This is a genomic window from Streptomyces sp. NPDC088553, assembly GCF_044752965.1.
In the GTDB taxonomy this organism is placed as follows: domain Bacteria; phylum Actinomycetota; class Actinomycetes; order Streptomycetales; family Streptomycetaceae; genus Streptomyces.
Genome location: NZ_JBIVMG010000001.1, coordinates 593484 through 619220, shown reverse-complemented (window position 1 = coordinate 619220; position 25737 = coordinate 593484). Strand labels below are relative to the sequence as shown.

At 74.1% G+C, this 25737-nt stretch carries 20 protein-coding genes; 8 read left to right on the top strand and 12 right to left on the bottom strand.

The genetic code is table 11. The features are described 5' to 3' along the window. Positions 1-20: 20 nt before the first annotated feature. Together ACIP8Z_RS02835 and ACIP8Z_RS02830 are read right to left on the bottom strand one after the other, a co-directional pair. The gene (locus tag ACIP8Z_RS02835; protein ID WP_402077860.1) at positions 21-1397 is read right to left on the bottom strand and encodes an acyl-CoA dehydrogenase; all 1377 of its coding nucleotides are present in this window, start codon (positions 1395-1397) and stop codon (positions 21-23) included. A gap of 216 nt (positions 1398-1613) precedes the next feature. After that, entirely contained in the window at positions 1614-2069 is a 456-nt protein-coding gene (locus tag ACIP8Z_RS02830) for an Rrf2 family transcriptional regulator (protein ID WP_073902335.1), read from the bottom strand. 437 nt (positions 2070-2506) lie between these two features. Here ACIP8Z_RS02830 and ACIP8Z_RS02825 point away from each other — a divergent pair, with 437 nt between their 5' ends. Beyond that, entirely contained in the window at positions 2507-3367 is an 861-nt protein-coding gene (locus ACIP8Z_RS02825; protein ID WP_319312050.1) for a glutathione S-transferase C-terminal domain-containing protein, read from the top strand. Between the two features lie 74 nt (positions 3368-3441). Here ACIP8Z_RS02825 and ACIP8Z_RS02820 read toward each other — a convergent pair whose 3' ends face one another. Further along, on the bottom strand, positions 3442-4479 hold the full coding sequence (locus ACIP8Z_RS02820) for an NAD-dependent epimerase/dehydratase family protein (protein WP_402077856.1): 1038 nt from the start codon (positions 4477-4479) through the stop codon (positions 3442-3444). Positions 4480-4557: 78 nt separating this feature from the next. Here ACIP8Z_RS02820 and ACIP8Z_RS02815 point away from each other — a divergent pair, with 78 nt between their 5' ends. Beyond that, a complete protein-coding gene (locus tag ACIP8Z_RS02815) occupies positions 4558-4869 on the top strand; it encodes a DUF5133 domain-containing protein (protein WP_402077854.1) in 312 nt (103 codons plus the stop codon). Positions 4870-5122: 253 nt separating this feature from the next. Next, positions 5123-7501: an ATP-binding cassette domain-containing protein gene (locus ACIP8Z_RS02810; RefSeq protein ID WP_402077852.1), complete on the top strand. Its 2379-nt coding sequence runs from the start codon at positions 5123-5125 to the stop codon at positions 7499-7501. Positions 7502-7544: 43 nt separating this feature from the next. Here ACIP8Z_RS02810 and ACIP8Z_RS02805 read toward each other — a convergent pair whose 3' ends face one another. Further along, complete coding sequence (locus ACIP8Z_RS02805; RefSeq protein ID WP_402077849.1) at positions 7545-8309, bottom strand: DUF6058 family natural product biosynthesis protein; 765 nt, start codon at positions 8307-8309, stop codon at positions 7545-7547. Between the two features lie 218 nt (positions 8310-8527). Beyond that, a complete protein-coding gene (locus tag ACIP8Z_RS02800; RefSeq protein ID WP_402077847.1) occupies positions 8528-9820 on the bottom strand; it encodes a D-alanyl-D-alanine carboxypeptidase family protein in 1293 nt (430 codons plus the stop codon). Between the two features lie 333 nt (positions 9821-10153). Here ACIP8Z_RS02800 and ACIP8Z_RS02795 point away from each other — a divergent pair, with 333 nt between their 5' ends. Together ACIP8Z_RS02795 and ACIP8Z_RS02790 are read left to right on the top strand one after the other, a co-directional pair. Continuing rightward, positions 10154-12088, top strand: a complete 1935-nt coding sequence (locus ACIP8Z_RS02795) for an NAD-binding protein (RefSeq protein WP_402078892.1) — start codon at positions 10154-10156, stop codon at positions 12086-12088. Positions 12089-12345: 257 nt separating this feature from the next. Then, a complete protein-coding gene (locus tag ACIP8Z_RS02790; RefSeq protein ID WP_402078890.1) occupies positions 12346-13551 on the top strand; it encodes a cytochrome P450 in 1206 nt (401 codons plus the stop codon). Between the two features lie 70 nt (positions 13552-13621). On the opposite strand, the gene ACIP8Z_RS02785 is transcribed toward ACIP8Z_RS02790, so the two are convergent. The 5 genes from ACIP8Z_RS02785 to ACIP8Z_RS02765 form a co-directional block, all read right to left on the bottom strand. Then, positions 13622-13873: a hypothetical protein gene (locus tag ACIP8Z_RS02785; RefSeq protein WP_319312056.1), complete on the bottom strand. Its 252-nt coding sequence runs from the start codon at positions 13871-13873 to the stop codon at positions 13622-13624. A 62-nt stretch (positions 13874-13935) separates the two neighbouring features. Further along, a complete protein-coding gene (locus tag ACIP8Z_RS02780) occupies positions 13936-14415 on the bottom strand; it encodes an NUDIX domain-containing protein (RefSeq protein WP_402077844.1) in 480 nt (159 codons plus the stop codon). 37 nt (positions 14416-14452) lie between these two features. After that, positions 14453-15709 carry an FAD-dependent oxidoreductase gene (locus tag ACIP8Z_RS02775; protein ID WP_402077842.1) on the bottom strand — a complete coding sequence of 419 codons (1257 nt, stop codon included), beginning with the start codon at positions 15707-15709 and terminating at the stop codon, positions 14453-14455. A gap of 40 nt (positions 15710-15749) precedes the next feature. After that, positions 15750-17177, bottom strand: a complete 1428-nt coding sequence (locus tag ACIP8Z_RS02770) for an FAD-dependent oxidoreductase (protein WP_402077839.1) — start codon at positions 17175-17177, stop codon at positions 15750-15752. Further along, on the bottom strand, positions 17174-18661 hold the full coding sequence (locus ACIP8Z_RS02765) for an FGGY family carbohydrate kinase (RefSeq protein WP_402077836.1): 1488 nt from the start codon (positions 18659-18661) through the stop codon (positions 17174-17176). The genes ACIP8Z_RS02770 and ACIP8Z_RS02765 overlap by 4 nt, the downstream gene beginning before the upstream one ends. 302 nt (positions 18662-18963) lie before the next feature. Between ACIP8Z_RS02765 and ACIP8Z_RS02760 the strand changes: the two genes are divergently transcribed. Together ACIP8Z_RS02760 and ACIP8Z_RS02755 are read left to right on the top strand one after the other, a co-directional pair. Continuing rightward, entirely contained in the window at positions 18964-19938 is a 975-nt protein-coding gene (locus ACIP8Z_RS02760; protein ID WP_402077835.1) for a hypothetical protein, read from the top strand. 106 nt (positions 19939-20044) lie between these two features. Then, positions 20045-21580 carry an amino acid permease gene (locus ACIP8Z_RS02755; protein ID WP_402077832.1) on the top strand — a complete coding sequence of 512 codons (1536 nt, stop codon included), beginning with the start codon at positions 20045-20047 and terminating at the stop codon, positions 21578-21580. A 65-nt stretch (positions 21581-21645) separates the two neighbouring features. Here the strand turns inward: ACIP8Z_RS02755 and ACIP8Z_RS02750 are convergent, their stop codons facing one another. Beyond that, the gene (locus ACIP8Z_RS02750; protein ID WP_402077829.1) at positions 21646-22404 is read right to left on the bottom strand and encodes a GntR family transcriptional regulator; all 759 of its coding nucleotides are present in this window, start codon (positions 22402-22404) and stop codon (positions 21646-21648) included. Between the two features lie 184 nt (positions 22405-22588). On the opposite strand from ACIP8Z_RS02750, the gene ACIP8Z_RS02745 reads away from it, so the two are divergent. Further along, a complete protein-coding gene (locus ACIP8Z_RS02745; protein ID WP_402077827.1) occupies positions 22589-23929 on the top strand; it encodes a DUF2252 domain-containing protein in 1341 nt (446 codons plus the stop codon). An 88-nt stretch (positions 23930-24017) separates the two neighbouring features. On the opposite strand, the gene ACIP8Z_RS02740 is transcribed toward ACIP8Z_RS02745, so the two are convergent. Beyond that, positions 24018-25409: an FAD-dependent oxidoreductase gene (locus ACIP8Z_RS02740; protein WP_402077825.1), complete on the bottom strand. Its 1392-nt coding sequence runs from the start codon at positions 25407-25409 to the stop codon at positions 24018-24020. Between the last annotated feature and the right edge of the window lie 328 nt (positions 25410-25737).

The window sequence follows — 25737 nt, the reverse complement described above, 5'->3', positions numbered from 1 at the left end:
GCCGGGCTCGCGGCCCTGCGTCAGGCGAGCAGGGTCAGCCGCGCGTGGGTGCCGTTGAGGTAGTGGTCCCCGATGTCGCGCAGCCGATGGGCCGCCTGGGTGGGGGCGGTGAGCGCGCGGGCGTTGCGCCAGAAGCGGTCGAAGCCGGGACCGCCGGCCCGGGCGTCGGCGCCCGCCGTTCCGTCGACGAGTTCGAGGATGCGGGTGGTGATGTGCACGGCCGCCCGGCCGGTGACGGTCTCGGCGGCCGCCACCAGGACGGCGATGTCGGCGCGTTCCTCCACGCCGAGCGACCAGCCGGCGAGCAGACCGTGGGTCAGCGCGTCCGTCGCCCGCTCCACCACGGCGGCGGCGGCGTGCGCGGCCGTCGCCAGCTCCCCGTACGCGAGCAGGAGGTACGGGTCGTCCCCGGCGCCGCCCGGTGCGGAGCCGTCGGAGGCGCCGCCGGAGCGATCGGCCGGTGCCGGTGCTGCGTGACCGGCGCGGCTGATGTCCCTGGCCTCGGCGAGCGCCCCCTCGGCGATGCCGAGTCCGACGTGGACCAGGAGCAGGCGCAGGGCGAGCGGGGCGAGGGTGGAGAAGGGGGCGACGGCGTGCTCGTCGTGGGGGAGCGCGCCCAGGACGTCCTCGGGTGCCACGGGGACCCGGTCGAAGGTGACGGTGCCCGCGCCGGCGAGCCGCTGGCCGACCCGTTCCGTCCCGGCGTCGGTGAACACCCCGGGGTCGGCCGGGTCCACCAGGACGACGAAGAGGTCGCCGCTGCCGCCGGGGCGGGCCCCGACGACGAGCCGGTCGGCGACCGTCACGGCGGACGCGAAGGTACGGCTCCCGTCGAGGATCCAGCCGCCGCCGGAGTCGGCGGGGGTGAGGGTGAGGCCGGCGCCGGTCTCCGGGCGCGGTGCCTCGATGCCTCCGGCGAGCAGCCAGCGTCCCTCGGTGGTGCGGACGTCGAGCGGGTGGCCGTTCGCGAGGGGGGCGCGCGCGTCCCGCGCGGGGCCGCCGAAGAAGCGGCTGCTCCAGGACAGCGCGTAGTGGTGGGCGAGGAGTTCGCCGACCGAACTGTCGGAGGCGGAGATCTCCCGTACGACCGCACACGCCGCCTGCCAGTCGGCGCCCCGCCGGTTCGGGCCCGGGGCCGTCAGGAGGGCGGGCAGGCCGGCCTCCTGGAGCCGGGCGACCTCGTCGAACGGTGCCTTGCCCGCCCGGTCCCTGGCGAGGGCGTCCACGGCGAGGTCGTCGGCGATCTCGCGGGTGACGCGGGGCCAGATCGCGTCGTCGGCGGGCCGGTCGACCGGGCTTTCGCCGGGCCGTTCGGCGGGTCGTGCGACAGGGCCCGCGGCCGGTGCGGAGGCGGTGCGTATCGCTGGTCTCTTCGGCGATTTCCTCGGCGTACTCACGTCACCTCACATGGTTCCTCGTATCCCCACTGGAATAGTAGGGATAGTGGCAGAGGGGAGGCCGTTGCCCCAAGGGGCGTCCGTAAGCTGGACAAGGTCGTCTCGGGAAGTGAGAACGGGTCACATTGCCGCAGGTCGTGCGGGGTTGGCCCGAGGGGGTGCCCTGTCGAACACACCGCGAGCCCTGGCGGATGGGCACGCCACCCCCCCCAGGGGTCAGGGGTTGGTCCAGGCCTCCGGGTCGTCCGCGAGCGCGACGATCGTGTCGGGCAGCCGGGCAGCCGCGACCTCCGCGAGCGACACCCCGAGCACCTCGCGGACGCCCGCCCGGAGCGCGATCCAGAGAGTCAGCAGCGACTCGGCCGGACCGGTGTACGACAGGTCCGGCGGCCGCTCCCCGCGGACCGAGACCAGAGGTCCCTCCACGCAGCGGATGACCTCCGCCACCGAGATCGACTCCGCGGGCCTGGCCAGCCAGTAACCGCCGTTGCCGCCGCGCTGGCTCTGGACGAGACCGCCCTTGCGCATGTCCCCGAGGATGCCTTCGAGGAACTTGTGCGAGATGCCCTGGCCCTCGGCGATGGCCTCGGCCTTCAGCGGACCCGCGTCCTGGGCGGCGGCGAGCTGGAGGGCGGCACGCACCGCGTAGTCGGCCCTGGCTGAAATGCGCATGCGCGCATTATTCCGCACGCTTCCGGTAGGTGGCCCGTACCGCACCCTTGACGTCGTCCTGGGGCGGTCGGACACTCAGGACGGGGAAGCCGAGCGAACAGGTAGGGAACCATGGGACGCAGCGGTCGACGCGACACGCCACTCGCCGCACCCCTCCCGCGCTCCCTGCCCCTCACGTCCCGCCGGCACATCGACCTGCTGCGCGTCTGCAGCGCGGCGAGTCGCGGGCACCGCCGGGTGGTTCACCCCACCCGCTGAGGGTCTGTCCGCCGAGGGGGCGTCGCCCCCGCGGGCGCAGCGCCGCGCCCCTCTCCTCCTCTTCCCGTACCTCTGCTGCCTCCGGGCCTCGTGGGGCCGGTGCCGTGGTCGCGCTGCCGCGACCGGCGCCGCGCCGCGCGCCGCCCGGACCCAGCACCGAGCACCCTCAAGGGAGAAGCATGTCCGTCGTCCCCTCCTCGCTGCTGCCCGGCTCCGCCGTGCCCGCCTTCCGGGGCCGGATCGGCCGCGACGTACACAGCGGCCACTACGCCGTACCGCACCGCTACCGCCTCCATGTCGCCCCGTACGACCCCGGCTGTCTGAGCATCGCCCTGACCCACAGCCTGCTCGGACTCGACGACACGCTCCCGCTCTCGGTACTGCCCGAGAGCCCCGACACGCCCGACGGCGGGTACGCGGCCCTCCGCCCGCTGTACGAGGCGAGCGCGCACCTCTACGACGGGCCGGCCGCGGCGCCCGTCCTCAGCGACGGGTGGACCGGACGGATCGTCAGCACCCACGTCCCCGACATCCTGCGCGACCTCGCCCTCCGCTTCCGCGGCGAAGGCCCCGAGCTGCTGCCGGAGGAGCACCGCGGCGACATAGAGGCGATCACCGACCTGTGCGAGCGGAGCATCAACCGGGCCGCCCAGCGCGCCGGTGAGCTCGGACTCGACGGCGAGGCCGCCCACCACGACCCCCTCACGGTCCTCTTCGCGGCCCTCGGCTCCCTGGAACGCCGCCTCGCCCGCCACCCGTACGTGCTCGGCGACGCGCCGACCGCGGCCGACGTGCAGGTCTGGGTCACCCTGGTCCAGCTCGACACCGTCCACCGCTGGCACCTGGACGCCGCCGCGATGGACCGGGTCGCCGGATACCCGGCCCTCTGGGCCTACGCCCGACGCCTCGCCGCGCGCCCCGAGTTCGCCCACCGCCTCGACATCGACGGCATCCTGCGCCGCCACCGCACCCACTGCCGGGGCCGCGAGGCCGCGGGCGCCGGCATCCGCCTCGTCGACTGGTCCGGCCCGACCGACTGACGCCCGGCGCGCGGGCGCAGGACCACCGGACGCGACGCGGGGTGGCCGGGGAGCAGGGCTCCTGGCCACCCTGGTCAGCCGATGCGGTGACCGGCGAGGGGGCCCGTGTCGTCGCCCGCGCCCGCACGGACGCCGCGCAGGAACGCCTCCAGGGCCTCCACGGAGCTTCTCGACGGCTCCCAGCCCAGATCCTTCCGGGCCCGCTCCGTCGCGAGCAGCGGCATGTGCCGCATCGCGTCGAAGAGGCCGGGGGACGCGGGGGCGAGCCTCAGGCGCCAGGCCGCCGCCAGCGCGCCCCGCACCGCGCCCGCCGGCACCCGCACGGGCTTGGCGTCGAGGAGTTCGCCCAGGACCGCGCCGTCGATCACCGGCTCCGCGGCCAGGTTGAACGCGCCGCGGACGTCCCGCAGCAGCGCCCGCCCGTAGGCGTCCGCCGCGTCCTCGGTGTGCAGGACCTGGAAGCGGAGCCCGTCGAACTCCGGGAGCAGCGGCAGCAGATCGGGCCGCATCAGCTGCCCGGGGAAGAAACGCCCCGCGAAGATCCGTCGCTGCCCGCTCGCCGACTCCTCCTTGAAGAGGAACGCCGGACGCATCCGGACCACCCGGATCAGCGGATGGTCCCGCTCGAAGGTGTCCAGGACCCGCTCCAGATAGGCCTTCTCCCGCGTGTACGCCGCACCCGGCCAGCCGTGCGTCGGCCACGCCTCCGACACCGGGGCACCGCCGGCCGGCCCCGGCGAGTAAGCCCCCACCGAGGAGGCGTGCACCAGGACCGGCACCCGCGCCGCCGCGACCGCCTCGAAGACACGCACCGCGCCCAGCACATTGGTCCGCCACGTCTCCACCGGATCGTGGGTCGGCCCGAACCGCCAGGCCAGGTGCACCACCGCGTCCGCGTCGGCGACGTGCCGCGCGAGCAGCGGCTCGTCGCCCTCCCGGGACAGGTCCACCTCGGCCCACTCCACCCCGGGCAGTTCGAGGCCCGGCCGGCGCCGGGCGAGACCGAGGACCGAGCCGACGCGCGGCTCGCGCGCCAGGAGCCGTACCAGACTGGTGCCCACGTTGCCGGTGGCGCCGGTGACGACCACCCGCGAGATCTCGCTCGGGTTCATGTCTCCGACCCTCCGCCATGGGCGTCGGAACCGCACTCCGGGGGCGTCCCGGACACCCGTCCGTCACCCAGCGTGTCCGTGTCGGTCGCGATTGTGGCCGACGACCGGGAGTATGGAGCGACTCAGGAGAAGGACAAGGAGGACGCGATGCTGCTGCCCGACAGGAACACGGTCGACCGGCTGCTCCGGCACTACCGCGCCCAGGAGCGGACCGTGCTGGCCAGGCCGTGCGACCTGTCGGCACGTCGGCGCTTCGAGGACACGGCGTACACGCTGTGCGTGCTGATGGGGGAACGGACCGCACGCGAGGCCGTCCATGCGGCCGAGCACTATGTGGCCGGAACCCGCCCGGCGTCGCGCCATTCCCTGGAGGGCCTGCCGGGGGCCTGATCGGGGTCGTCGATCGGGTCGTCGATCAGGACTGCCCGTCAGGGCCACGCGGTCGGGACCGCTCGGTCAGGGCCACGCGGTCAGGACCGCTCGGTCAGGACCGTTCGACCAGGATCATTCGATCAGGATTTGAGAAGCGTCCGCATCCGGCCGCCGCTAGCGTGGCTGCCATGGACCTCGCGATACGGCCGCCGTCGCTCACGCCGCACCGCGCCGGTCCGTTTTTCAGCCCCGCGCGACAGCTGGAGAGACGATGAGCAAGGCCCCCAGGGCGGACAAGCAGCCGCACCCGGCCGACCGGCACGATCTGATCCGTGTGCACGGCGCGCGGGAGAACAACCTCAAGGACGTCAGCATCGAGATCCCGAAGCGCCGGCTCACGGTGTTCACGGGCGTCTCCGGCTCGGGCAAGAGCTCGCTCGTCTTCGACACGATCGCCGCCGAGTCCCAGCGGCTGATCAACGAGACGTACAGCGCCTTCGTCCAGGGCTTCATGCCGACCCAGGCGCGGCCCGAGGTCGACGTGCTCGACGGCCTGACGACCGCGATCATCGTCGACCAGCAGCGCATGGGCGCCGACCCCCGCTCCACCGTCGGCACCGCCACCGATGCCAACGCGATGCTCCGCATCCTCTTCAGCCGGCTCGGCAAGCCACACATCGGCCCGCCCAGCGCGTACGCCTTCAACGTCCCCTCGGTCACGGCGCGCGGCGCCATCACGGTCGAGCGCGGCGACAAGAAGACCGTCAAGGCGACCTTCAACCGCACCGGCGGCATGTGCCCCCACTGCGAGGGCCGGGGCACGGTCTCCGACATCGACCTCACCCAGCTCTACGACGACTCCAAGTCCCTCGACGAGGGCGCGCTCACCATCCCCGGCTACACGCCCGGCGGCTGGAACTACCGCCTCTACACCGAATCCGGCCTCGTCGACCCGGCCAAGCCGATCCGCAAGTACACGAAGAAGGAACTCCAGGCCTTCCTCCACCACGAGCCCACCCGCATGAAGATCGCGGGCATCAACATGACGTACGAGGGGATCGTCCCGCGGATCCAGAAGTCGTTCCTGGCCAAGGACAAGGAGGGCATGCAGCCCCACATCCGGGCTTTCGTGGAGCGGGCCGTCACCTTCACCACCTGCCCCGAGTGCGACGGCACCCGCCTCGCCGAGGGCGCCAGGTCGTCGAAGATCAAGCGGATCAGCATCGCCGACGCCTGTGCCATGCAGATCAGCGACCTCGCCAAGTGGGTCCGCGGCCTGAAGGAGCCCTCGGTCGCGCCGCTGCTCACCGCGCTCCAGCTGACGTTGGACTCCTTCGTGGAGATCGGCCTCGGCTATCTCTCCCTCGACCGGCCCGCCGGCACGCTGTCCGGCGGCGAGGCGCAGCGAGTCAAGATGATCCGCCACCTCGGCTCCTCGCTCACCGACGTCACGTACGTCTTCGACGAGCCCACCGTCGGCCTGCACCCGCACGACATCCAGCGGATGAACGAGCTGCTCCTGCAGCTGCGGGACAAGGGCAACACCGTGCTCGTCGTGGAGCACAAGCCGGAGACCATCGCCATCGCCGACCACGTCGTCGACCTCGGCCCCGGGGCCGGTACGGCGGGCGGCACCGTCTGTTTCGAGGGCACCGTGGACGGGCTGCGGACCGGCGGCACCGTCACCGGCCGGCACTTCGACGACCGGGCCAGCGTCAAGGACACCGTGCGGGAACCCACCGGCAGCCTGGAGATCCGCGGCGCGACCACCCACAACCTGCGCGACGTCGACGTCGACATCCCGCTCGGCGTCCTCGCCGTCGTCACCGGCGTCGCCGGCTCCGGCAAGAGCTCGCTGGTGCACGGCTCGATCCCCGCGAGCGACGACGTCGTCTCCATCGACCAGAGCCCCATCCGGGGCTCGCGCCGGAGCAACCCGGCGACATACACCGGACTGCTCGACCCGATCCGCAAGGCCTTCGCCAAGGCCAACGGGGTGAAGCCCGCCCTGTTCAGCGCCAACTCCGAGGGCGCCTGCCCCACCTGCAACGGCGCGGGCGTCATCTACACCGACCTCGGCATCATGGCCGGCGTCTCCTCGACCTGCGAGGACTGCGAGGGCAAGCGGTTCCAGGCCTCCGTGCTCGAATACCTCCTCGGCGGCCGTGACATCAGCCAGGTGCTCGCGATGTCGGTGACCGAGGCCGTGGAGTTCTTCGGCTCGGGCGAGGCGAGCACCCCGGCCGCGCAGCGCATCCTCGCGCGCCTCGCGGACGTCGGTCTCGGGTACCTCAGCCTCGGCCAGCCGCTCACCACGCTGTCCGGCGGCGAGCGCCAGCGGCTCAAGCTGGCCACGAACATGGGCGAGAAGGGCGGCGTCTACATCCTCGACGAGCCGACCACCGGTCTCCACCTCGCCGATGTCGAGCAGCTGCTCGGCCTGCTCGACCGGCTCGTGGACTCCGGAAAGTCGGTCATCGTCGTCGAGCACCACCAGGCGGTCATGGCCCACGCCGACTGGATCATCGACCTCGGCCCCGGCGCCGGTCACGACGGCGGCAAGATCGTCTTCGAGGGGACGCCCGCCGACCTGGTGGCCGCGCGGAAGACGCTCACGGGCGAGCACCTGGCGGCGTACGTGGGCGCCTGACGGCGAGTTCCGACGTCCGATGGCGGCCCGGCGGCCCGTGTTCTCAGGCTGCCGGGCCGACGCGTGGAAACAGGGCGCGCGGCGCGTCCACGCAGGTGTCCCGGGAGGTTGGCCCGCCGAAGCGCAGCCGGTCGTACGCCGTGAAAGCGGGCTCCAGCGCGTCGAGCTCGTCCACGCGCGCGTGGAGCGCGGCGCGCCACTCGGGGGAGGGGCCGACCCCGTCCGTCCATCCGGCCGAGACCCCGCCCGCCGATCCGGCCGAGACCCCGCCCGCCGATCCGGCCGAGACCCCGCCCGCCGATCCGGCCGAGACCCCGCCCGCCGATCGGGCCGAGGTCCCGTCCGCCGTTCGGGCTGTCGCTGTCGCTGTCGCCGCGGCCAGCGCCTCGGTGATCTCCGCCGTCAGCTCGTCCTTGCGCCGTATGTGCGCCGGCGTCACCGTGTGCAGACAGACGTACTGGCCGCTCAGATACGCCTCCCACTCGGCCTCCCCCCGCGCCCGGTCCTCCCAGTGGGCGGTGAACCAGGCGTGCAGCCGCTCGGAGCCGCCCGCCGCCTCGGTGAGGCGGAACAGATCGCGCGGCACCATCTCGGCACCGTCGGAGCGCAGATAGCCCGGCAGCGGAAGCACGCGCCCGAGCATCAGCCGCCGGGCCGCGTCGGAGTCCCGCCCGAGCGAGCCGCACAGGGCCTCCAGGGGAACGAACTGCGCGGTGACGTACGCGTCGTCGGCCGCGGTCATCGGATGGTCGCCGTTCACCTCGCGGAACCGCTCGGCGATCCGCCGTACCAGCGTCGTGTCCGCCATCACATCACTCCCTGGGGAAGCCGTCCGAGCGTGCCCCGGACGGCGTTCCCGCAGGTTAGAAGCGGGATCGTGCGGCGCCCACCGAACGGTCGCCGACAGGCTGGGACGCGGTCCGGTCCGGCCTGACCAGGCTCGGTCCGGTCTGGTCCGGCTCGGCGTGGCCGGCCCCGGCCCCGGTCCGGCCAGGCTCGGCCCGCCCGGTCTGGCGCGCCCTTACGTCAGCCCGTCCGGGGGTGGGCCGTCCTGCGCCGCCATCCCCACAGTGCGAGTGCCGCCGCGCAGGCCGAGCCCACCAGGGCCAGCGGAAGACCGGCCGACGCGCCCGACGGCTCCTCCCCGCGCGCGGGGTCCTCGGCGGGCGCGGCCGCGGCCGCGGCCTCCGCTCCGGCCCGGGGCACCCGGACGTCCGCCCTCGCGTCTCGGTTCTCACGGGCCACCGCCACCGCACGATTGCCCGAAACGGCCGCCGCCTTCGTCCGTACGGGGAGCAGCGAGCCCACCGGCTGGACCCGGTCCGCCGCCTCGAAGCCCCAGTCCAGGAGTTCGCGCGCTTCCTCGTACACGGCGAGTCCGCCGCCCCTCTGCGGGTTCATCACCGAGACGACCAGCGTCCGGTCGCCGCGCCGGGCCGCCGAGATCAACGTGTTGCCCGCGTTGCTCGTGTAGCCGTTCTTGATCCCGATGAGTCCCGGGTAGCGGTCGACTCCGTTCGCGCCCGTCAGGAGCCGGTTGGTGTTGGCGATGCCGTACGACCAGGAGCCCGCCGGGAAGTCGGCGTACCGGGTCGAGCAGTACCGGACGAACGCGGGGTCCTGGAGCCCGGTCCTGCCGAACACCGCCAGGTCGTACGCGGAGGACACCTGCCCCGGGGCGTCGTAACCGTCGGGGGACACCACCTGGGTGTCCAGGGCCCCCAGTGACCTGGCCTTCTCCTGCATCTGCCGGGACATCGACTCCCAGCCGCCGTTCATCGCGGCCAGGACGTGCACCGCGTCGTTCCCGGAGCTGAGGAAGACGCCGTTCCACAGGTCGGAGACCTTGTACGTGTACCCCTCCTTCACCCCGACCAGGCTGCTGCCGTCCCCGATCCCGGTCAGCTCGGAATCGGCCACGGTGTGCTGCTCGGAGGGTTCGTGGTGGGGGAGCGCCGTGAGGGCGAACAGCGCCTTGAGGGTGCTGGCCGGCGGCAGCTTCCGGTGGGCGTCGCGCGCGGCCAGCACCTCGCCCGAGGACGCGTCCGCGACCACCCACGACAGCGCGGACAGCGAGGGCACCTCGGGCGCGCCGGGCAGTGGCTGCACCTGGGTGCCCTTCCGGTCGAGCCGGGCCCGGTCGAGGTACTGGTGCGAGGGCGGCGTGGGCTCCCGGAGGGAGGTCCCCGGAGACCCCGAGGAAGAGGTGACGGTCGCGGTCGAGATGACGGGAGATGCCGTGGCCGACGGAGCGGGCAGCACGAGCAGCACCGCCGCGGTACCGGCGGCAGCATGACGGACAGCTGACGTGACGATCATTCAGTAACCGTAGGAAGGAGGCGCGGAACGCGCAGATCGGAGTGCGCCGACCGGCGTAGCGGGCGTGGCGTACGGCGGCGAGTCGTGAGCCCGGCCGGGTGGTGACGCCCTCCCCGGCCCGCTGTCGGTGGCGCAGGGCATGCTTGTGACGTGCCCTCACACCCGTACCAGAGCAACGGCGTTCCGGCCGAGAGTGCCGGAGCGTCTCCCGCCGAACCGGTCGCCCGGTCCGTTCCCGGCCCCGCCAGGTCCGCGGGGACCTCCGGCGGCGGTCCCTTCGGCGCGCCCGCCTTCCGCGCCGAGCGGCAGCCGCGTCAGGCCGCCGCCGGGCACATGATCGTCTGTGGGGACGACGCCCTCGCCCACCGTCTCGCGGGCGAGCTGCACGAGGTGTACGGGGAGCGGGTCACCCTCCTCGTGCCGGTACGGCCCGACGCGCCGCGCACGCCCGCCGCCCGCAGCGGCCGGGCGCTGGCCCTCTTCGGACGCGTCACGGCCGCCGTCATCCGCACCACGGGCACCACCGCACCTGCGGGCGCTCCCGGCACCTCCGTCCCGGCCGCCCCGACGGCTGCCGGCGCGGACGGCGGTGAACCCACCGGCACCCTGCGCGTCGTCGAGTCCGCCGAGGCCGACGACCGGGCCCTGACGGACGCCGGCGTGGAGCGGGCCGCCGCGCTCGCCCTCGTCCACGAGGACGACGAGACCAACATCCGGGCCGCACTCACCGCCCGCCGCCTCAACCCCCGGCTGCGCCTCGTCATCCGCCTCTACAACCGCAAGCTCGGCCAGCACCTGGAAACCCTCCTCGACCAGGCCGCCGCCGTCGCCGAACCGGGCCTCGACCCCGCGCAGTTGGACGCCGCCACCACCGTCCTCTCGGACGTCGACACCGCCGCCCCCGGCCTCGCCGCGGCCGCGGTCGCGGGCACCAGCAAGGTGGTCCAGGCCGGCGGACTGCTCCTGCACGCCGTGGAGAGGCTGCCGGCCGCCGGAGAGGCCCCCGATCCGGGCCTGTGCACCCTGGCCCTGCTCTCCGCCACGGCCGGCGACCCGGCGGGCTGCGAGGGCTCCGAGCGGAGTGGCGACGCGGGCCCCCGGCTGCTGCCGGACGACCGCACGGTGGCCGCCGCCACCGGCCGCGCCGCCGTCACCCTCGAAGCGGTCACGGCGGCGGGCCCCGCCCTGGCGTCCGCGCGGCTCGCGGCCTCCGCGCTGCCCGTCGCCTCGCTCTTCTCGCGCCGGCTGCGCTGGTCCCTGGCCGGGGCGGCCGCCGCCGTCCTCGCGCTCGCCCTGGCCTCCACCTTCACCACCGGCGACCACCCGCTGCACGCCGCCTATCTGACGCTTCTCGACATCTTCGCCATCGGCGACCCGGCCGTGGGGGAGTCGACCAGCCGCCAGGTCCTCCAGATCCTCGCCGGGTTCGTCGGACTGCTCCTGCTGCCGGTGATCGTCGCCGCCCTCATCGAAGGCCTCGGCACCTTCCGTACGGCGACCACCCTGCGCCGCCCGCCGCGCGGACTCTCCGGGCATGTCGTCCTGCTCGGCCTCGGCAAGGTCGGCACCCGCGTCCTCGCCCGGCTCCGCCGGCTGAACATCCCCGTGGTCTGCGTCGAGTCCGATCCGGAGGCCCGCGGCATCGCCGTCGCCCGACGGCTGCGCGTCCCCACCGTCATCGGCGACGTCACGGAGGAGGGCGTCCTGGAGGCCGCCCGCATCGACCGCGCCCACGCCCTGCTCGCCCTGACCAGCGTCGACATCACCAACCTGGAGGCGGCGCTCTCCGCCCGCGCCGTCAGCCCCGACCTGAGGGTCGTCCTGCGCCTGTACGACGACGACTTCGCCACGGCCGTCTTCCGTACGCTCCGTACGGCCCACCCGGCGGCCCTCACCCGCAGCCGCAGCGTCTCCCACCTGGCCGCACCCGCCTTCGCGGGCGCCATGCTGGGCCGTCAGGTGCTCGGCGCCGTACCGGTCGAGCGCCGGGTCCTGCTCTTCGCCGCGGTGGACGTCGCGGCCCACCCGCTCCTGGACGGCCTGACCGTGGCGGAGGCCTTCCACCCGGGCAAGTGGCGCGTCATCGCCCTGGACGGCGGCGGCACGAGATCCGGTACGGGCCAGGCCTGGCGCCTGGACCCCGACCGCGTCCTGAAACCGGACGACCGGGTCGTCGTGGCGGCAACCCGCCGGGGCCTGGCCGAACTCCTGGGCCGAGGCGCCGACGCGCCACTCAACACCCCCCGTACAGACGAGAATCGACCGTAGGCTCAGCGCACACCAACACCCCCGGTGTGGGCGAGCGTCCCGCAGGACGGGACGGGTGGGCACACGGGACGGCACGCCTGCGTGCGCCTACGCCCCCAGGCCGCGCACCCCTGAAACCCGCACCGCCTGGCCCCGCACCACAAGGCCCCCGCACCCCGGAGGCCCCGCACCGCCCCGGTCCCGCCCGTCAGGGCCCCCAGACAGGAGCTGCCGAAGTGAACGCACTGCCCGCACCCGCCCCCCGCCCAGCCCACCGCATGGACCCCTCCGGCCGCTGCCCCCACGCGCACAACGCCCGCCTCCTCGCCGAAGGCGCCGTCGCCTCGGTGGTGCTCCCCGGAGAGATCGACGGCATGGCGGTCCTCGGCCACGACGCCCTCCGGGACTTCCTCTCCCACCCCGACGTCGCCAAGGGCCCCCAGCACTTCACCGCACTCGCCGAGGGCCGCATACCCGACGGCTGGCCCCTGCGGACCTTCGCCACCGTGCCCGGCATGATCACCGCGGACGGCGCCGACCACCGCCGCCTCCGCACCCTGGTGAGCAGCGCCTTCACCGCCCGCCGCGTGGAGGAACTCCGCCCGCGCGTCGAGGCGGTCACCGCCGGGCTCCTCGACGGGCTCGCCGAGGCGGCCAGGACCGGCGACGGCGTCGCCGACCTGCGCCGTCACTACGCGCTTCCGCTGCCGCTCGGCGTCATCTGCGAACTGCTCGGCGTCGACGCCGCCCACCAGGACCGGCTGCACCAGCTCTCCAGCCTGGTCGTCGCGACCGACACCACGCCCGCGCAGGCCGTCGCGGCCAACCGTGAACTCGTCGAACTCCTCGCCTCCATCGCCGCCGACAAGGCCGCAGCCCCCGGCGACGACCTCACGAGCGCGCTCATCGCCGCCCGGGACGAGGACGGCGACCGGCTCGACCAGGCCGAGTTGATCGGCACACTGCTCCTGCTGATCGTCGCGGGCCACGAGACCACCCTGAACCTGCTCACCAACGCGGTCCGGGCGCTCTGCACCCACCGCGACCAGCTCGCCCTGGTCGTCGAGGGCCGCGCGACCTGGGCGGACGTGGTCGAGGAGACCCTCCGCTGGGACAGTCCGGTCAGCTACTTCCCGTTCCGCTATCCGACCCGCGACCTCACCGTCGACGGCACCCTCATCCCGCGGGGCACGCCCGTTCTGGCCGGGTACTCGGCGGCGGGCCGGGACACCAAGGCCCACGGCCCGGACGCCGACCGCTTCGACCTGACCCGTACGGCGACGGTGAAGCACCTGTCGCTCGGCCACGGCCCCCACTACTGCCTGGGCGCCCCGCTCGCCCGGATGGAGGCCACCATCGCCCTGGAGGCGCTCTTCACCCGCTTCCCGGAGCTGGACCTGGCCGTCCCGGAGCCGCAGTTGCCCCGCCACGCCGGATTCGTCGGCAACAGCGTCAGGACGCTCCCGGTCCGGCCGGGCGGCTGACGGCCCCCGAGCCGTGCGGGGGCGGGGCGGGCCGCCCCCTCACTCGGCTCCCTCCGGACCCGGCCCCTCCTCACCCGGCCCGCCCCCAGGCGGACGCGGGGGAGGTGCGCAGGGACGAGACGAGCCGCAGAAGCCGCGCCTCGTTCCCCACGAGGCCGGCCGCGCGGAGCGCCTCGTCCGCCTCGGCCATCGGGTGGGTGAGCATCACCCCCGCGTACGGGGCGAGCTGGGGATCGGTCAGCACGGCCTGGGTGGATTCGAGCAGCCGCAGGTACGCCTGGGCGGCCGCGCGCTCGCTCGCGGTGATCGTGGTCGTGGTCATGTCGGGCTCCCTCTCGACAGTTCGGCGCTCACCACCCTCTCGTACGGGTCTGACAATCGCCCTCAGCCCCGCCCGTCGAGCCGCTCCACCAGCCGCTCCAGGAAGACCCGCTGACCCTCCACGAGCAGCGGCGCGGCCGCCTCCGGGGCGAACCAGCCCACCCGGTCGATCTCCGGGAACTCGCCCTGGACGCCTGAGCGCGGCGGCCATTCCATGGTGAAGGTGCCCGGCACGATCGCGGCCGGGTCGAGTGTCCCCTCGACGGCCCAGATGGTGACGAGCTTTCCGTTGCGCTGCCGGTTCTCGCCGAGGTCGAGCCACGCGCCCTCGGGCGCCGGAAGCCCCAGCTCCTCCAGGAACTCGCGGCTCGCCGCCGCCTGCGGGGCCTCGTCAGGCTCGTACTCCCCCTTGGGGATCGACCAGGCCGACTGCTCGCGCGACGCCCAGAAGGGCCCGCCCATATGACCGATGAGTACCTCGACGCCGCCACCATCCGTCGTGCGGCGGAAGACGAGCAGACCCGCACTGCGTTTGTCAGACATGCGGGCAAGTCTGGCCGAAGGTCCTCCGCCGCACGTGTCACTCCTCGGCGCTGACCACCACCGGACCGCCCCCGAGGTCCACCCCGTCCGCCCACCGCCTCGCCAACCGCACCGAACGCCACGGTACGAGCGAGCCGCCCACCCGCATCCGCCGCAGCGACACGCCGTCCTGGGAGACGGTCAGGACCGGGCGTACGAGCCGGCGCTCCGGCCGTACGAGCAGCGGCGTGGCCACCGGCCCGAGCAGACCGGGCGTCACCCACCGCAGCGGCCCCGCCGATCCCGCCGGCACTCCCACCGAACCCGCCGGCCCTCCCGTCCGTACTCCCACCGGCACGACACGCTCGGGCCAGGGCTCTCCTCCGAGCAGGTCGATCACGGCCGCCGCCACGGCGTGCCCCTCGGCGGCGGCCACCACCGCGGGCTCCACGCCGCGCAGGAGGTTGCCGACCGCGAACACCCCGGGTGCGGTGGTGCGGAACGCGCCGTCCGTCGCGGGGCCCCGCGTGCCGGGCGCGAGCGGCAGCCCGCGGGCGCGGGCGAGTTCGTGGTCCGGGATCCAGTCCCCGGTGAAGACCACGGTGTCGCACCGCAGCGTGTGCCGCGTGGCACCGTCCGCCCCGCCCCGGACCGCGACCCCGGTCAGCCGCCCGCGGCCGAGCAGCTCCGACACGACCGCGCCGGTGAGCACGGGGACAGCACCGAACGCCGTCCGCCTCGCCGGTTGTTCGCAGACGACGGCCACCACCTCGACGCCGGCGGCGCGGAGCGTCCGCACGGCGTCGCGGGCCACGGGATCGCCGCCGACGACCACCGCCCGGCGCCCGACGCGCTCCGGCCGCTCCCCGAACCGAAGGACCAGCCGCTGGAGTTCGCCCGTGGTCAGGACCCCGGCGGGCCGCGACCCCGGGACGAGCCGCGCGCTGCGGGGGCGTTCGCGGGCCCCGGTGGCCAGGACGACCGCGCGGGCCCGGACGCGTTCGAGCCCGGTCGGCGCGGTGACGTCGAGCGTGAGCGGCCCCGCCCACCCGGTGGCGGACACGCCCGTACGGACCGTGGCCCCGGCGCGCAGCGCCGCGCGCACCGAGCGGCGCGCGTAGCCCGGACCGTCCAGGGGGCGGCCCCGCCCGTCCGCGCCGAATCCCGGACGGGCGCAGTGCCGGGGGACCCCGCCGGCGGCCGGCTCCCGCTCCAGGACCTCGACGCGCCCCGCGCCCGCCGCGGCGAGGCGCGCGGCCGCGGCAAGGCCGGCGGGTCCGGCGCCCACCACGAGGACGTCGACCGTACGGTTCACCGGGCTCCTCCTCGTACGCGCACGACCATGCCCGTACCGTTCACCGCGTCCCCTCCCGGTGCTCGGCGTGCTCCTCGAACAACGCCCGTACCTCGGCGCCGCAGTGGTTCCCCTGGCACCTGCCCCCACGCGCGCGCGTGCGGCGGCGCAGTCCGTCGAGGCCGCCCGGCGGGATGGTCGACGTGAGCGCGGCCCGGATCTCGCCCCGGGTGACCCGCTCGCAGTGACAGACGATGGCACCGAAGTCCGGGTCTCGGGCGATGAGCCGGGCGTCCCGGTAGGGGCGGGGGAAGGCCTCGCCGAGGTTCGGCATCCGCAGCCGGGCGAGGGGCCGCTCGGGCCCGAGGGCGAGACCGCAGTCGGCGAGCAGCCCGCGGACGTGCTCGGCGATGGCCAGGGAGGCGGTGAGCCCGGTGGACCGGATCCCGCCCACCGTCACGTACCGGAGAGCCGGATGCGCGGCGATCCGGTAGTCCTCCTGCCCGGTGGCGGCCCGCAGCCCCGCGTAGACGGCGGTGACCTCCTCGTCGAGCAGCGCGGGGAGGATCCGGCCGCCCTGCTCGCGGAGTCCGGCGAGTCCCTCGGCCGTCGTGCCGGTGGCGGTCTTGTCGTCCAGGTCCTCGGCGGTGGGCCCGAGCATGACGTTCCCGTACACCGTCGGCGCGATCAGCACGCCCTTGCCGAGCGGGCCCGGCACGGGGAGCAGGATGTGCCGCACCAGGTCGCGCGCGAACTTGTCGAAGACGAGCAGCTGCCCCCGGCGCGGAGTGACGGTGAAGTCCTCGCGGCCGACGAGCGCGTCGAAGGCGTCGGCGTGGAGACCGCAGGCGTTGACGAGGTGCCGGGTCCGCAGCACCCCGCGCCGGGTGATCAGCCGGTGGTACGGATCGCCCGGGCGGACCTTCTCCACCCGGCAGCCGAGGTGCAGGTCGACGCCCGAGCGGACGGCCTGGGTGGCGTACGCGAGGGTGGTCGTCCACGGGCAGATCACCGACTCGCCCGGCACTTCGAGCGCGGCGAGCGCGCCCGGTCCCACATGCGGTTCGCGTGCCAGGAGTTCGGAGGCGGTGAGCGGTCGGGTCGTGCGGTGCCCGTTGCGCTCGGCCTTCTCCGCGAGGCGGGGGAGGGCGGCCCGCTGCTGCTCGTCCCAGGCGACGAGCAGGGCGCCGACCGGCTCCACGGGGATGCCGGTCTCCTGGGCGTACGAGGAGAGGAGGCGGTAGCCCTCGCGGACGAGGCGCGCCTCCAGGGTGCCCGGCAGGGCGTCGAAACCGGTGTGCAGGATGGCGGTGTTGGCCTTCGAGGTACCGTCGCCGACGTCGTTCGCGGCCTCCACGAGGGCGACCCGCAGGGGGTGGCGGGCCAGCGTCCGGGCGATCGCGGAGCCGACGACCCCCGCGCCGACGACCACGACGTCGTACGTCGCGTCGGAGCCCTCGGGGAGGGGGCCGGTGCGGGTGACACTCATGAGGACCCGGACCCGGACCCCTCGTGCGTCGGCGCCCCGGGACCCGGGCCCGTGCGCTCGACCAGCGCCGCCACCTCCGCCCGGAACCGGGCGAGGCGCTCGCCCGCCTCGTCGCCCGAGATCCGGGGTTCGTACACGGCCGAGGGCTTCCACCCCGGTACGGCCTCGCGGAGCGTGAGCCCCTGGTCGTGACCGAGCCGGGCCACCGCCCCGACGCCGAGCGCCGTGGCGTCGGGCAACGACGAGACCTCGACCGGCAGTTGGAGGAGGTCCGCCTGGGTCTGCATGAGCAGCGCGGACCGGGTGAGGCCGCCGTCGGCGCGCAGCGAGGTCAGCGGCGCGCCTCGGTCCGAGGCCACGGCCGAGGCGAGTTCCACGACCTGCGCGGCGATGCCCTCGCACAGGGCGCGGACCAGATGGCCCGGCGTGGTGTCCAGGCCGAGCCCGGTGAGCGAGCCGCGCGCGTCGCCCCGCCACCAGGGGGCGGCGAGCCCCGCGAGCGCGGGCACGAAGGCGACGCCGCCGCTGTCCGGGACCCCTCCGCCGACCGGGTCGATCTCGGCCGCCCCGCCGATGACGCCGAGGTCGGTGAGCCAGCGCACGGCGGAGGCGACGGTGTACACCTGGCCGTCCAGGCAGTGGGCGACCCGTCCGCCGAGCCGCCAGGCGACACAGCTGACCAGACCCGAGGAGGCGCGCCGGGGTGCGGGGCCGGTCTGCGCGAGGAGGAAGGCGCCGGTGCCGTACGTGCACTTGGCGGCGGCCGGGTCGTCGGCGCTCTGGGTGAGCAGCGCCGCCTGCTGGTCGACCAGCAGTCCGGTGAGCGGCAGCGCCGGACCGAAGGCGGTGGTGGTGCCGACGCGCGCGTCGCAGTCCACGACCCGGGGGAGCCGTTCGCCGCCCAGGCCGTACAGGTCGAGGGCCGCCTCCGACCAGGCGACGGTGTCGAGGTCGAGGAGTCCGGTCCGTCCGGCGGTCGCCGCGTCGGTGACGAAAGCGCCGGTCAGGCGGTGGACGAGCCAGGCGTCGCTGGTGGTCACGACGCCGGCGCCGGTGGCGTGGCGACGGATCCAGGCCATCTTCGGAGCGGCGAAGTAGGGGTCGAGGGGGAGTCCGGTCAGGTGCCTCAACCGCTCGGCGTGCGCGTCGAGCTCGGCGCAGACGGAGGCCGCTCGGCGGTCCTGCCAGACCAGGGCGTCGGTGAGCGGCTCACCGGTGGCGGGGTCCCAGGCGAGGACCGTCTCGCCCTGATTCGCGAGCCCCACGGCGACGACCGGTGCGCCGGCCTCGGCGAGTGCCGCGCGGCCCGCGGTGACCACGGAGTCGTACAGCTCACGCGGGTCGACCTCGACCAGACCGCCCGGCAGATACCGGGGCCGTACGGGAGCCGTACCGCTGCCGATGACTCCGCGCTCGGGGCAGAGGACGAGGGCCTTGGTGCCCGAGGTGCCCTGGTCGACGGCGAGTACCGGGCCGCCCGTCATCGTGCTGCTCCTGTCCCTGGACGTTCGGTGATCATCCGATCACCGAAAAGGGTCAGGGTGCCGTCGTCGTGGCGCTCCGTCAAGCCTCGGCGGGTGATCACGTCAGGTCCGCCGTCGAACCTGACAGTGAGTCAAATTCAGTCCTTGGCTTGATAATTACCGTCAGGAAAGAAAGTGGACCGGTCGGATCCAGAGCCCTCTATAGTGATCGCCGATCAACGGCCGGGACGCCCGCCGGGGGACTGACCACCCCCTCCCATCCACCGAGGACCCATGTCATCCACACCACGCACCACCCCCTGATGGCCGGACACGGCTTCCGGCCCGTCTACCACCCCGCGGGCCACGACCACGCCCTGCGCAACGCCGCCCAGGACCTACGCACCGGACGCTGGGTGGCGATGGCGCGGCTCCTCGACGAGACCACGGGCTGGGACGGCTGGACCCGGCGCACCCAGGTCCTCGCCGCCGTCGCCGCGGGCACCGACGTCGTCCACATGTGGCGGACCGAACAGCCCGGGAGCCTGGCCGCCACCGTCATGCACAGCCGGGTGACCGTCGAGCGGGCCGTACGCGCGCACCGCGCCGGCCACGCCCGCACCCGGGAGCTCTGGCAGGAGGCCTGGACCGCGTGCCGGGAGGCCGCCGACCTGGCCCCCGACGACCCGGTGCCCTGGGTCGGACTGATCGCCCTCGCCGCCCTCGACGGCCGCCAGCGCATGGAGGAGCACCGGCTGTCCCCGCCGGCCCCCATGCTGCCGCCCGGCCCCTGGGGCCTGCTCGCCGAGGCGGAGAAGCGCGACCCGCACAACCGCGAGGCGCACCACCGCATGCTCCAGTTCGTGTACGCCCGACGCCCGGGACCGCTCTCCGAGGCCGTCAACTACGCGCACTGGGCCGCCTCCTCGGCGCCCGTCGGCTCCGCCCTGCACGTCCTCCCGCTGTACGTGCGCGTCGAGCGATACCGGCGCGAGCGCGGCCACGAGCGGGCCCTGGACCTGCACTGGGTCGCCGAGGACGCCGTCCGCGAGGCCCAGCGCGCCCTCGACACCTGGTTCCTCTTCTGCGCCACCGACGAGGCCTCCCTGCTCGACCTCAACCACCTGGCGCACGCCCTCTTCGGAGCCCTCCGCTTCACCGACGCGGCCCGGGTCTTCGAATCGCTCGGCCCGTACTACACGACCCTGCCGTGGGCGTACCGGACCCCTCATCCGGACGACCGCGTGCTCGCCGAAGAGGTCTTCCTGCGGGCCCGCGCCCGCTGTCTCAGCGGCTGAAGCCTGCTCCGGGTCCCGTCCGGCCCCCTACATCCCGCCCCCCACAGGCACCCTGGCCCCGCTCACCCCCCTGACCCCGCTCACCCCCCCGTCCCCGGAGGAACGCATGTCCCGCACCGCCCCCGACCCCACCGACGCGCTGCGCAAGCCACCCCCGGCCCAGGACGAGGAGGCGCGGCTGAGGGAGCTCGGCTACCAGCCCGTCCTCGCCCGCCGCATGGGCGGCTTCGGCAACTTCGCGATCAGCTTCTCGGTCATCTCCGTCCTCTCCGGATGCATGACCCTGTACGGCTTCGGCATGGGCACCGGCGGCCCCGCCGTCATGCTCTGGGGCTGGGCCGGCGTCGGTCTCTTCGTGCTGTGCGTGGGCCTCGCCCTCGCCGAGGTCACCAGCGCCTATCCGACCTCCGGCGCCCTCTACTACATGGCCGACCGGCTCGGCGGGCGCCGCTGGGGCTGGTACACCGGCTGGCTGAATCTGCTCGGTCTCCTCGGCGCCATCGCGGGCATCGACTACGGCGCCGCGCTCTTCACCGGCGCCTTCCTCAACCTCCAGTGGGGCTTCGAACCCACCGCGGGCTCCACCTTCCTGATATTTCTCGCGATCCTGCTGCTGCACGCCGTCCTGAACCTCTTCGGCGTCCGCCTGGTCAGCGTGCTCAACTCGATCAGCGTCTGGTGGCACCTCGCGGGCGTGGCGATCATCGTCGGCGCCCTCGCGTTCATCCCCGACCGGCACCAGTCCGTCGGCTTCGTGTTCACCGAGTTCGTCAACGACACCGGTTGGGCCAACCCTTTCTACGTCGCCGCGATCGGCCTGCTCCTCGCCCAGTACACCTTCTCCGGCTACGACGCCTCGGCCCACCTCTCCGAGGAGACCTCCAACGCCTCCGTCGCGGCCTCCAAGGGCATCGTGCGGGCCATCTGGGTCTCCTGGCTCGCCGGATTCGCCCTGCTCGCCGGGCTGAGCTTCGCCATCCAGGACTACACCGCCACGCAGAACAGCGCCACGGGCGTCCCGCCCGCCCAGATCTTCCTGGATGCGCTCGGCACCGGCGGCGCCACCGCCCTGCTCCTCGTCGTCATCGTCGCCCAGCTCTTCTGCGGCAACGCCGAGGTGGCGGCCGCCAGCCGCATGGTCTTCGCGTTCAGCCGTGACAACGCCCTGCCCGGCTCGGCGATCTGGCGCAAGGTCAGCGGCCGGACCCAGACCCCGGTCCCGGCCGTCTGGCTCGCCGTGGCCGTGGCCGCGGTGCTCGCCCTTCCCTCGCTGTACTCCGCCACCGCCTACGGCGCCGTGACCGCGATCAACGTCATCGGCATCACCCCCGCCTACGCCATCCCGATCTATCTGCGCCTGCGCGCCGGGAAGCGGTTCACCCCCGGCCCGTGGAGCCTGGGCCGCTGGAGCAAGCCGATCGGCTGGACCGCCGTCGTCTGGGTGGCGTTCGTGACGGTGCTGTTCTGCCTGCCGCAGAAGTCCCCGGTGACGGTCGACACCATGAACTACGCCGTGATCGCGCTGGCCGTCGTGCTCGTCCTGGCCAGCGTCTGGTGGTACGTCGCCCGCCGCTCGTACGGCACTCCGACGGCGTACGGCAACGCCCGCGAGGAGGCCGAGATCTCGGAAGGGATCATCTGACATCTGATGGCAGAGTCGGACAGTGCCGGTTCCTGTCCCCGTACCGGACAGGAACCGGCTCGCCCTCAGGCGCTGAACTCGTACGTCCAGGCCGCCGACTGGGCCGAGAAGTCGATGTCCGTGATCTCCAGCGCGTGCCCGTGCTGATCGCTCACCACCCGGTGGACGATCAGCCTGGCCGCGCCACCGGCCGCCGTCGTGGCCGGCCCCGGCACGCCGACCGACTCCCGGTGGGTGACCCGCAGCCCCGCCTGGTGCATCCAGTGGTAGAGCAGCCGCAGATCGGGCTGTTGGCGCCAGTCCCGCCCCCGCCGGTAGCGCGCGAGCTGGGGGATCTCGGCGAGCGCGGGCCGCGAGAACCACGACACCGCCCGCTGGAGCGCCGTTCCCTGCGGCCCGAGCACCACGTGCCGGTGGACCAGCGTCGGCTCGCCCGGCGTGAGCAGGAGCCGTGCCGTCAGCGGTGTGGGCGGCGGCTCCCAGGTGAGCGAGGCCCGTACCAGCGCCTCGGCCGCGCGGGGGCCGCCGGGGAACGTCGGCCGGCGGGCGGTCAGGGCCGGGGCGACGGGTTCGCTCCCGCCCTCGGCCCCGGAGGCGGCGAAGGTGCCGCGCCGGTCGGTCACCACGAGCCGTTCGTCCCGGAGGAGTTGGAGCGCGCTGCGTACCGTCTGACGGTTGACGTGGTAGCGCTGGGACAGGGATCGTTCCGAAGGGAGCCTGGTGCCGGGGGAGATGCGGCGGTGGGCGAGGTCCTCGCGCAGCGCGGCGGCGACCCGGAGATAGAGCGGCGCGTCTGCCGCCGCCTCGGATTCGGGCTCGGCCATGATCAAACCCTCTCTTCGCTCAGCGTAACCGCATGGGTCGTGCGGGTGACCAATTCCTATCATTGGTCTAAACCATTTTGCCAGGGCTGTCCGGCAGAGTGGCCGAAACGAGCGAGTCACCTTGTAATGAGGTACCAGGTGACGGGCACGAGACCGTGACCGCTGAAGAGGCGGGTGAGGCCGGATGACGACACCGTCGGAGCGTGCCGACCGGGGCAGGGCGGCCCGCAAGCACGTCCCCCGCTCCTCCCACGGCCGCTGGATACCCAGTGCCCAGCGCCCCGACCCCATCGACGTCCTCGAACGCCAGGCCAAGGACCGGCTGCCCGACCTCGCACCCCTCCGGTACGGCCGGATGGCGGCCTCCCCCTTCGCCTTCCTCCGCGGCGCCGCCGCCGTCATGGCCGCCGACCTCGCCGCCCAGCGCCACACCGGACTCACCGTCCAGCTCTGCGGCGACGCCCACCTCCTCAACTTCGGGGTCTACGCCTCACCCGAACGGACGCTCCTCTTCGATGTGAACGACTTCGACGAGACGCTCCCCGGCCCCTTCGAATGGGACGTGAAGAGGCTCGCCGCCAGCGTCACCGTCGCCGCCCTCCAGAACGGCAGCAGCAGGGCCAAGGCCCGCCGGGCGGCCCTCGTCGCCGTGGAGTCGTACCGGACCACCATGCGCCGCCTCGCCGACCTCGGGGAACTCACCGTCTGGTACGAGCGGATCGCCGCCGACGACCTCGTCCCGCTGGTGCGCCGCGACGAACGCGCCCGATTCGAGAACCGGCTCGCCCGCGCCCGCCGCCGCACCAGCCTCCACGCGCTCGCCAAGCTCACCGAGACCGACGCGACCGGGGCCCGGCACTTCGTCGACGACCCGCCGCTGCTCGAACGGACCACGGACATCGACCGGGTCACCCTCGGCAAGATCTTCAACGACTACCGCAGCTCTCTCGCCGAGGAGCGGCGGGTGCTCCTCGACCGCTACCGCTTCCTCGAAGCCGCCCGCAAGGTCGTCGGGGTCGGCAGCGTCGGCACCCGCTGCTTCGTCCTCCTCCTCGAAGGCCGGGACGACGGGGACCCGCTCCTCCTCCAGATCAAGGAGGCCGGCCGCTCGGTCCTGGAGCCGTACCTGGAGCCGAGCCCGTACGCCCACCAGGGGCGCCGCGTCGTCTACGGACAGCGCCTCACCCAGGCCGCGAGCGACATCTTCCTCGGCTGGATGACCGGACCCGAGCAACGCCACTTCTACTGGCGCCAGCTGCGCGACATGAAGGGGTCCGCCGAGGTCGAGACCATGTCCCCGGCCATGCTGCGGGACTACGCGCGGCTCTGCGGCCGCGCCCTGGCCCGCGCCCACGCCCGCTCCGGCGACCGCATCGCGATCGCGGCCTACCTCGGCGGCTCGGACGTCTTCGACCGCGCCGTCGCCGACTTCTCCCTCGCCTACGCGGGCCAGAACGCCGACGACTACGCGGCACTCGGCGGGGCCATCGCCGCGGGGATGGTGGCGGCGGCGCCGGGGGCCTGAGAAGGAGCGTGCCGAAGGGCCCGGCCACCCTCGGGTGGCCGGGCCGGTCCGGGTCCCGCGGCCGCGGTCCGGCCGCGGGAGCCCCTCCCTACGCGTCGCGGCGCAAGGGCGGCCCCGACGGCGTCTCGGTCTCCGGTCCGAACAGCACCGCCCGCGCCACCGAGGGGGCGAAGAGGCTCGTCAGCGGGGCGGTCAGGGTGATCGCCGCACGGAACGACGCCCCCACGGCCGGATTGCCCGCGGACCGGTCCACCACCCGGCCCAGGTACCAGCCGACGACCCGGTCCATCGGGCCCGGCCGGGCCGCGTCACCGCTCGCGCCCGGCATCTTCTTGTCGGCGCCCGCCGAGATGTCCCAGGCCTGCCGGGAGGCGTCGAGCAGCGCCCGCTGCACGGTACGCGTGGTCGGGGTGCGCCTCGGGTCGGCGAGCGCCCGGCGCAGCGCTACGGCGCTGAGCGCGGCGACGGCCATGCCCTGCCCGTAGATGGGATTGAACGCGCAGAGCGCGTCGCCGATCGCGAGGAAGCCGGCCGGGCGGCGGCCCGGACGGTCGTACCGGCGCCGGATGTTGGCGGTCTTGCGGAAGCCGTACACCGGGGACACCGGCTCGGCCCGCGCCAGCCAGTCGCTGATCACCGGATGCGGCAGCCGCTTCGCGTAATCCTCGAACGCGCCCTCCTCGGTGGGCGGTTCGTGGCCGCGCACCCCCGAGAGGGTCACCAGGTGGTGCCCGTCGCCGAGGGGCAGCACGACACCGCCGTACACCTGGGCGGGGTTGGGCACGATGTAGTAGCCCGTCGCGTCCGTGCCGGGGTCCTCGGCCGGGGCGCGGTACACCCGGGTTCCGTACGCGAGACCCGTGTCCAGCGTCTCCTCGTGCGGGGCCTCCGCGCCGATCCCCGCCAGCCAGTCGGCGGCCTTCGTGGAGCGGCCGGAGGCGTCCACCACCAGATCGGCGGCGAGCGTGCGGGGTTCCCGGTCGGCCCCCGCGCCCCGCTCGCGCAGCCGTACGCCCCTGACGCGCGAGGAGTCACCCGTCAGACCCACGGTCTCGGTGCCCTCGATCAGCTCGATGCGCGGATCGGCCAGCACCCGCTGCCGCACCAGCCATTCCAGCTGGGGGCGCGGGCCGGTGTAGTGATGGGTGGTGGCGTCGGTGCGGCGGAACCACCGGCCGTTCTGCCACTGGACCATGTCGGCGGGGGCGCCCACGGTGGGCGCCCCGAGCGCGGTCAACCCGTCCGTGAACCCCGGCAGCAGTTCGTCCAGCGCCCGCTGTCCACCCGCGATCAGAACGTGCAGGTGCCTGCCCTGCGGGACGCCCGCCCGCGCCTCCGGGCCCTCGGGCAGCCGGTCGCGCTCGACGACCGTCACCCGCTCCGCGTGCTCGGCAAGCACCCGGGCGGCGAGCAGCCCAGCGAGACTTCCCCCGATGACCACCGCGTGACGTGTCGCGCGGTGACCCAAGTCGTCGGCCATACCTGCCCTTTCGTATCAGGAACTCCAATCTCCCAGTATCCACGCCGTCACGTACGGTGTCGCCCCGAGGTCGCTAGGATCGGCCACATGGCAGACGAACGGGCGTACGGGCCCACGGGGTTCAGGTAGCTGCCGGGAGGTTCCCGGCAGTGCCGACCCAAGGAGTCCCATGGCACGCACCGCACACCACATCCCCCACTCGCGGCGGCCGTTCCCGCTCGACCGCGACGGGGGCCCCTATCTTTCCCTCGTCCTGTAGGACCTCCGCCACGACGCCGCCTGCCTCACCGAGGCGGCGCGGAAGAGCGCCCGGCCCCGCCCGCGGGCG

Excerpts from the sequence above, each read along its gene's own strand:
- ACIP8Z_RS02830 (WP_073902335.1), bottom strand. The coding sequence starts at position 2,069 with ATGCGCATTTCAGCCAGGGCCGACTACGCGGTGCGTGCCGCCCTCCAG.
- ACIP8Z_RS02770 (WP_402077839.1), bottom strand. The coding sequence starts at position 17,177 with ATGAGTGTCACCCGCACCGGCCCCCTCCCCGAGGGCTCCGACGCGACG.
- ACIP8Z_RS02810 (WP_402077852.1), top strand. The coding sequence starts at position 5,123 with ATGAGCAAGGCCCCCAGGGCGGACAAGCAGCCGCACCCGGCCGACCGG.
- ACIP8Z_RS02755 (WP_402077832.1), top strand. The coding sequence starts at position 20,045 with ATGTCCCGCACCGCCCCCGACCCCACCGACGCGCTGCGCAAGCCACCC.
- ACIP8Z_RS02740 (WP_402077825.1), bottom strand. The coding sequence starts at position 25,409 with ATGGCCGACGACTTGGGTCACCGCGCGACACGTCACGCGGTGGTCATC.
- ACIP8Z_RS02780 (WP_402077844.1), bottom strand. The coding sequence starts at position 14,415 with ATGTCTGACAAACGCAGTGCGGGTCTGCTCGTCTTCCGCCGCACGACG.
- ACIP8Z_RS02785 (WP_319312056.1), bottom strand. The coding sequence starts at position 13,873 with ATGACCACGACCACGATCACCGCGAGCGAGCGCGCGGCCGCCCAGGCG.
- ACIP8Z_RS02765 (WP_402077836.1), bottom strand. The coding sequence starts at position 18,661 with ATGACGGGCGGCCCGGTACTCGCCGTCGACCAGGGCACCTCGGGCACC.
- ACIP8Z_RS02750 (WP_402077829.1), bottom strand. The coding sequence starts at position 22,404 with ATGGCCGAGCCCGAATCCGAGGCGGCGGCAGACGCGCCGCTCTATCTC.
- ACIP8Z_RS02760 (WP_402077835.1), top strand. The coding sequence starts at position 18,964 with ATGGCCGGACACGGCTTCCGGCCCGTCTACCACCCCGCGGGCCACGAC.
- ACIP8Z_RS02745 (WP_402077827.1), top strand. The coding sequence starts at position 22,589 with ATGACGACACCGTCGGAGCGTGCCGACCGGGGCAGGGCGGCCCGCAAG.
- ACIP8Z_RS02800 (WP_402077847.1), bottom strand. The coding sequence starts at position 9,820 with ATGATCGTCACGTCAGCTGTCCGTCATGCTGCCGCCGGTACCGCGGCG.
- ACIP8Z_RS02790 (WP_402078890.1), top strand. The coding sequence starts at position 12,346 with ATGGACCCCTCCGGCCGCTGCCCCCACGCGCACAACGCCCGCCTCCTC.
- ACIP8Z_RS02795 (WP_402078892.1), top strand. The coding sequence starts at position 10,154 with ATGATCGTCTGTGGGGACGACGCCCTCGCCCACCGTCTCGCGGGCGAG.
- ACIP8Z_RS02820 (WP_402077856.1), bottom strand. The coding sequence starts at position 4,479 with ATGAACCCGAGCGAGATCTCGCGGGTGGTCGTCACCGGCGCCACCGGC.
- ACIP8Z_RS02825 (WP_319312050.1), top strand. The coding sequence starts at position 2,507 with ATGTCCGTCGTCCCCTCCTCGCTGCTGCCCGGCTCCGCCGTGCCCGCC.
- ACIP8Z_RS02805 (WP_402077849.1), bottom strand. The coding sequence starts at position 8,309 with ATGGCGGACACGACGCTGGTACGGCGGATCGCCGAGCGGTTCCGCGAG.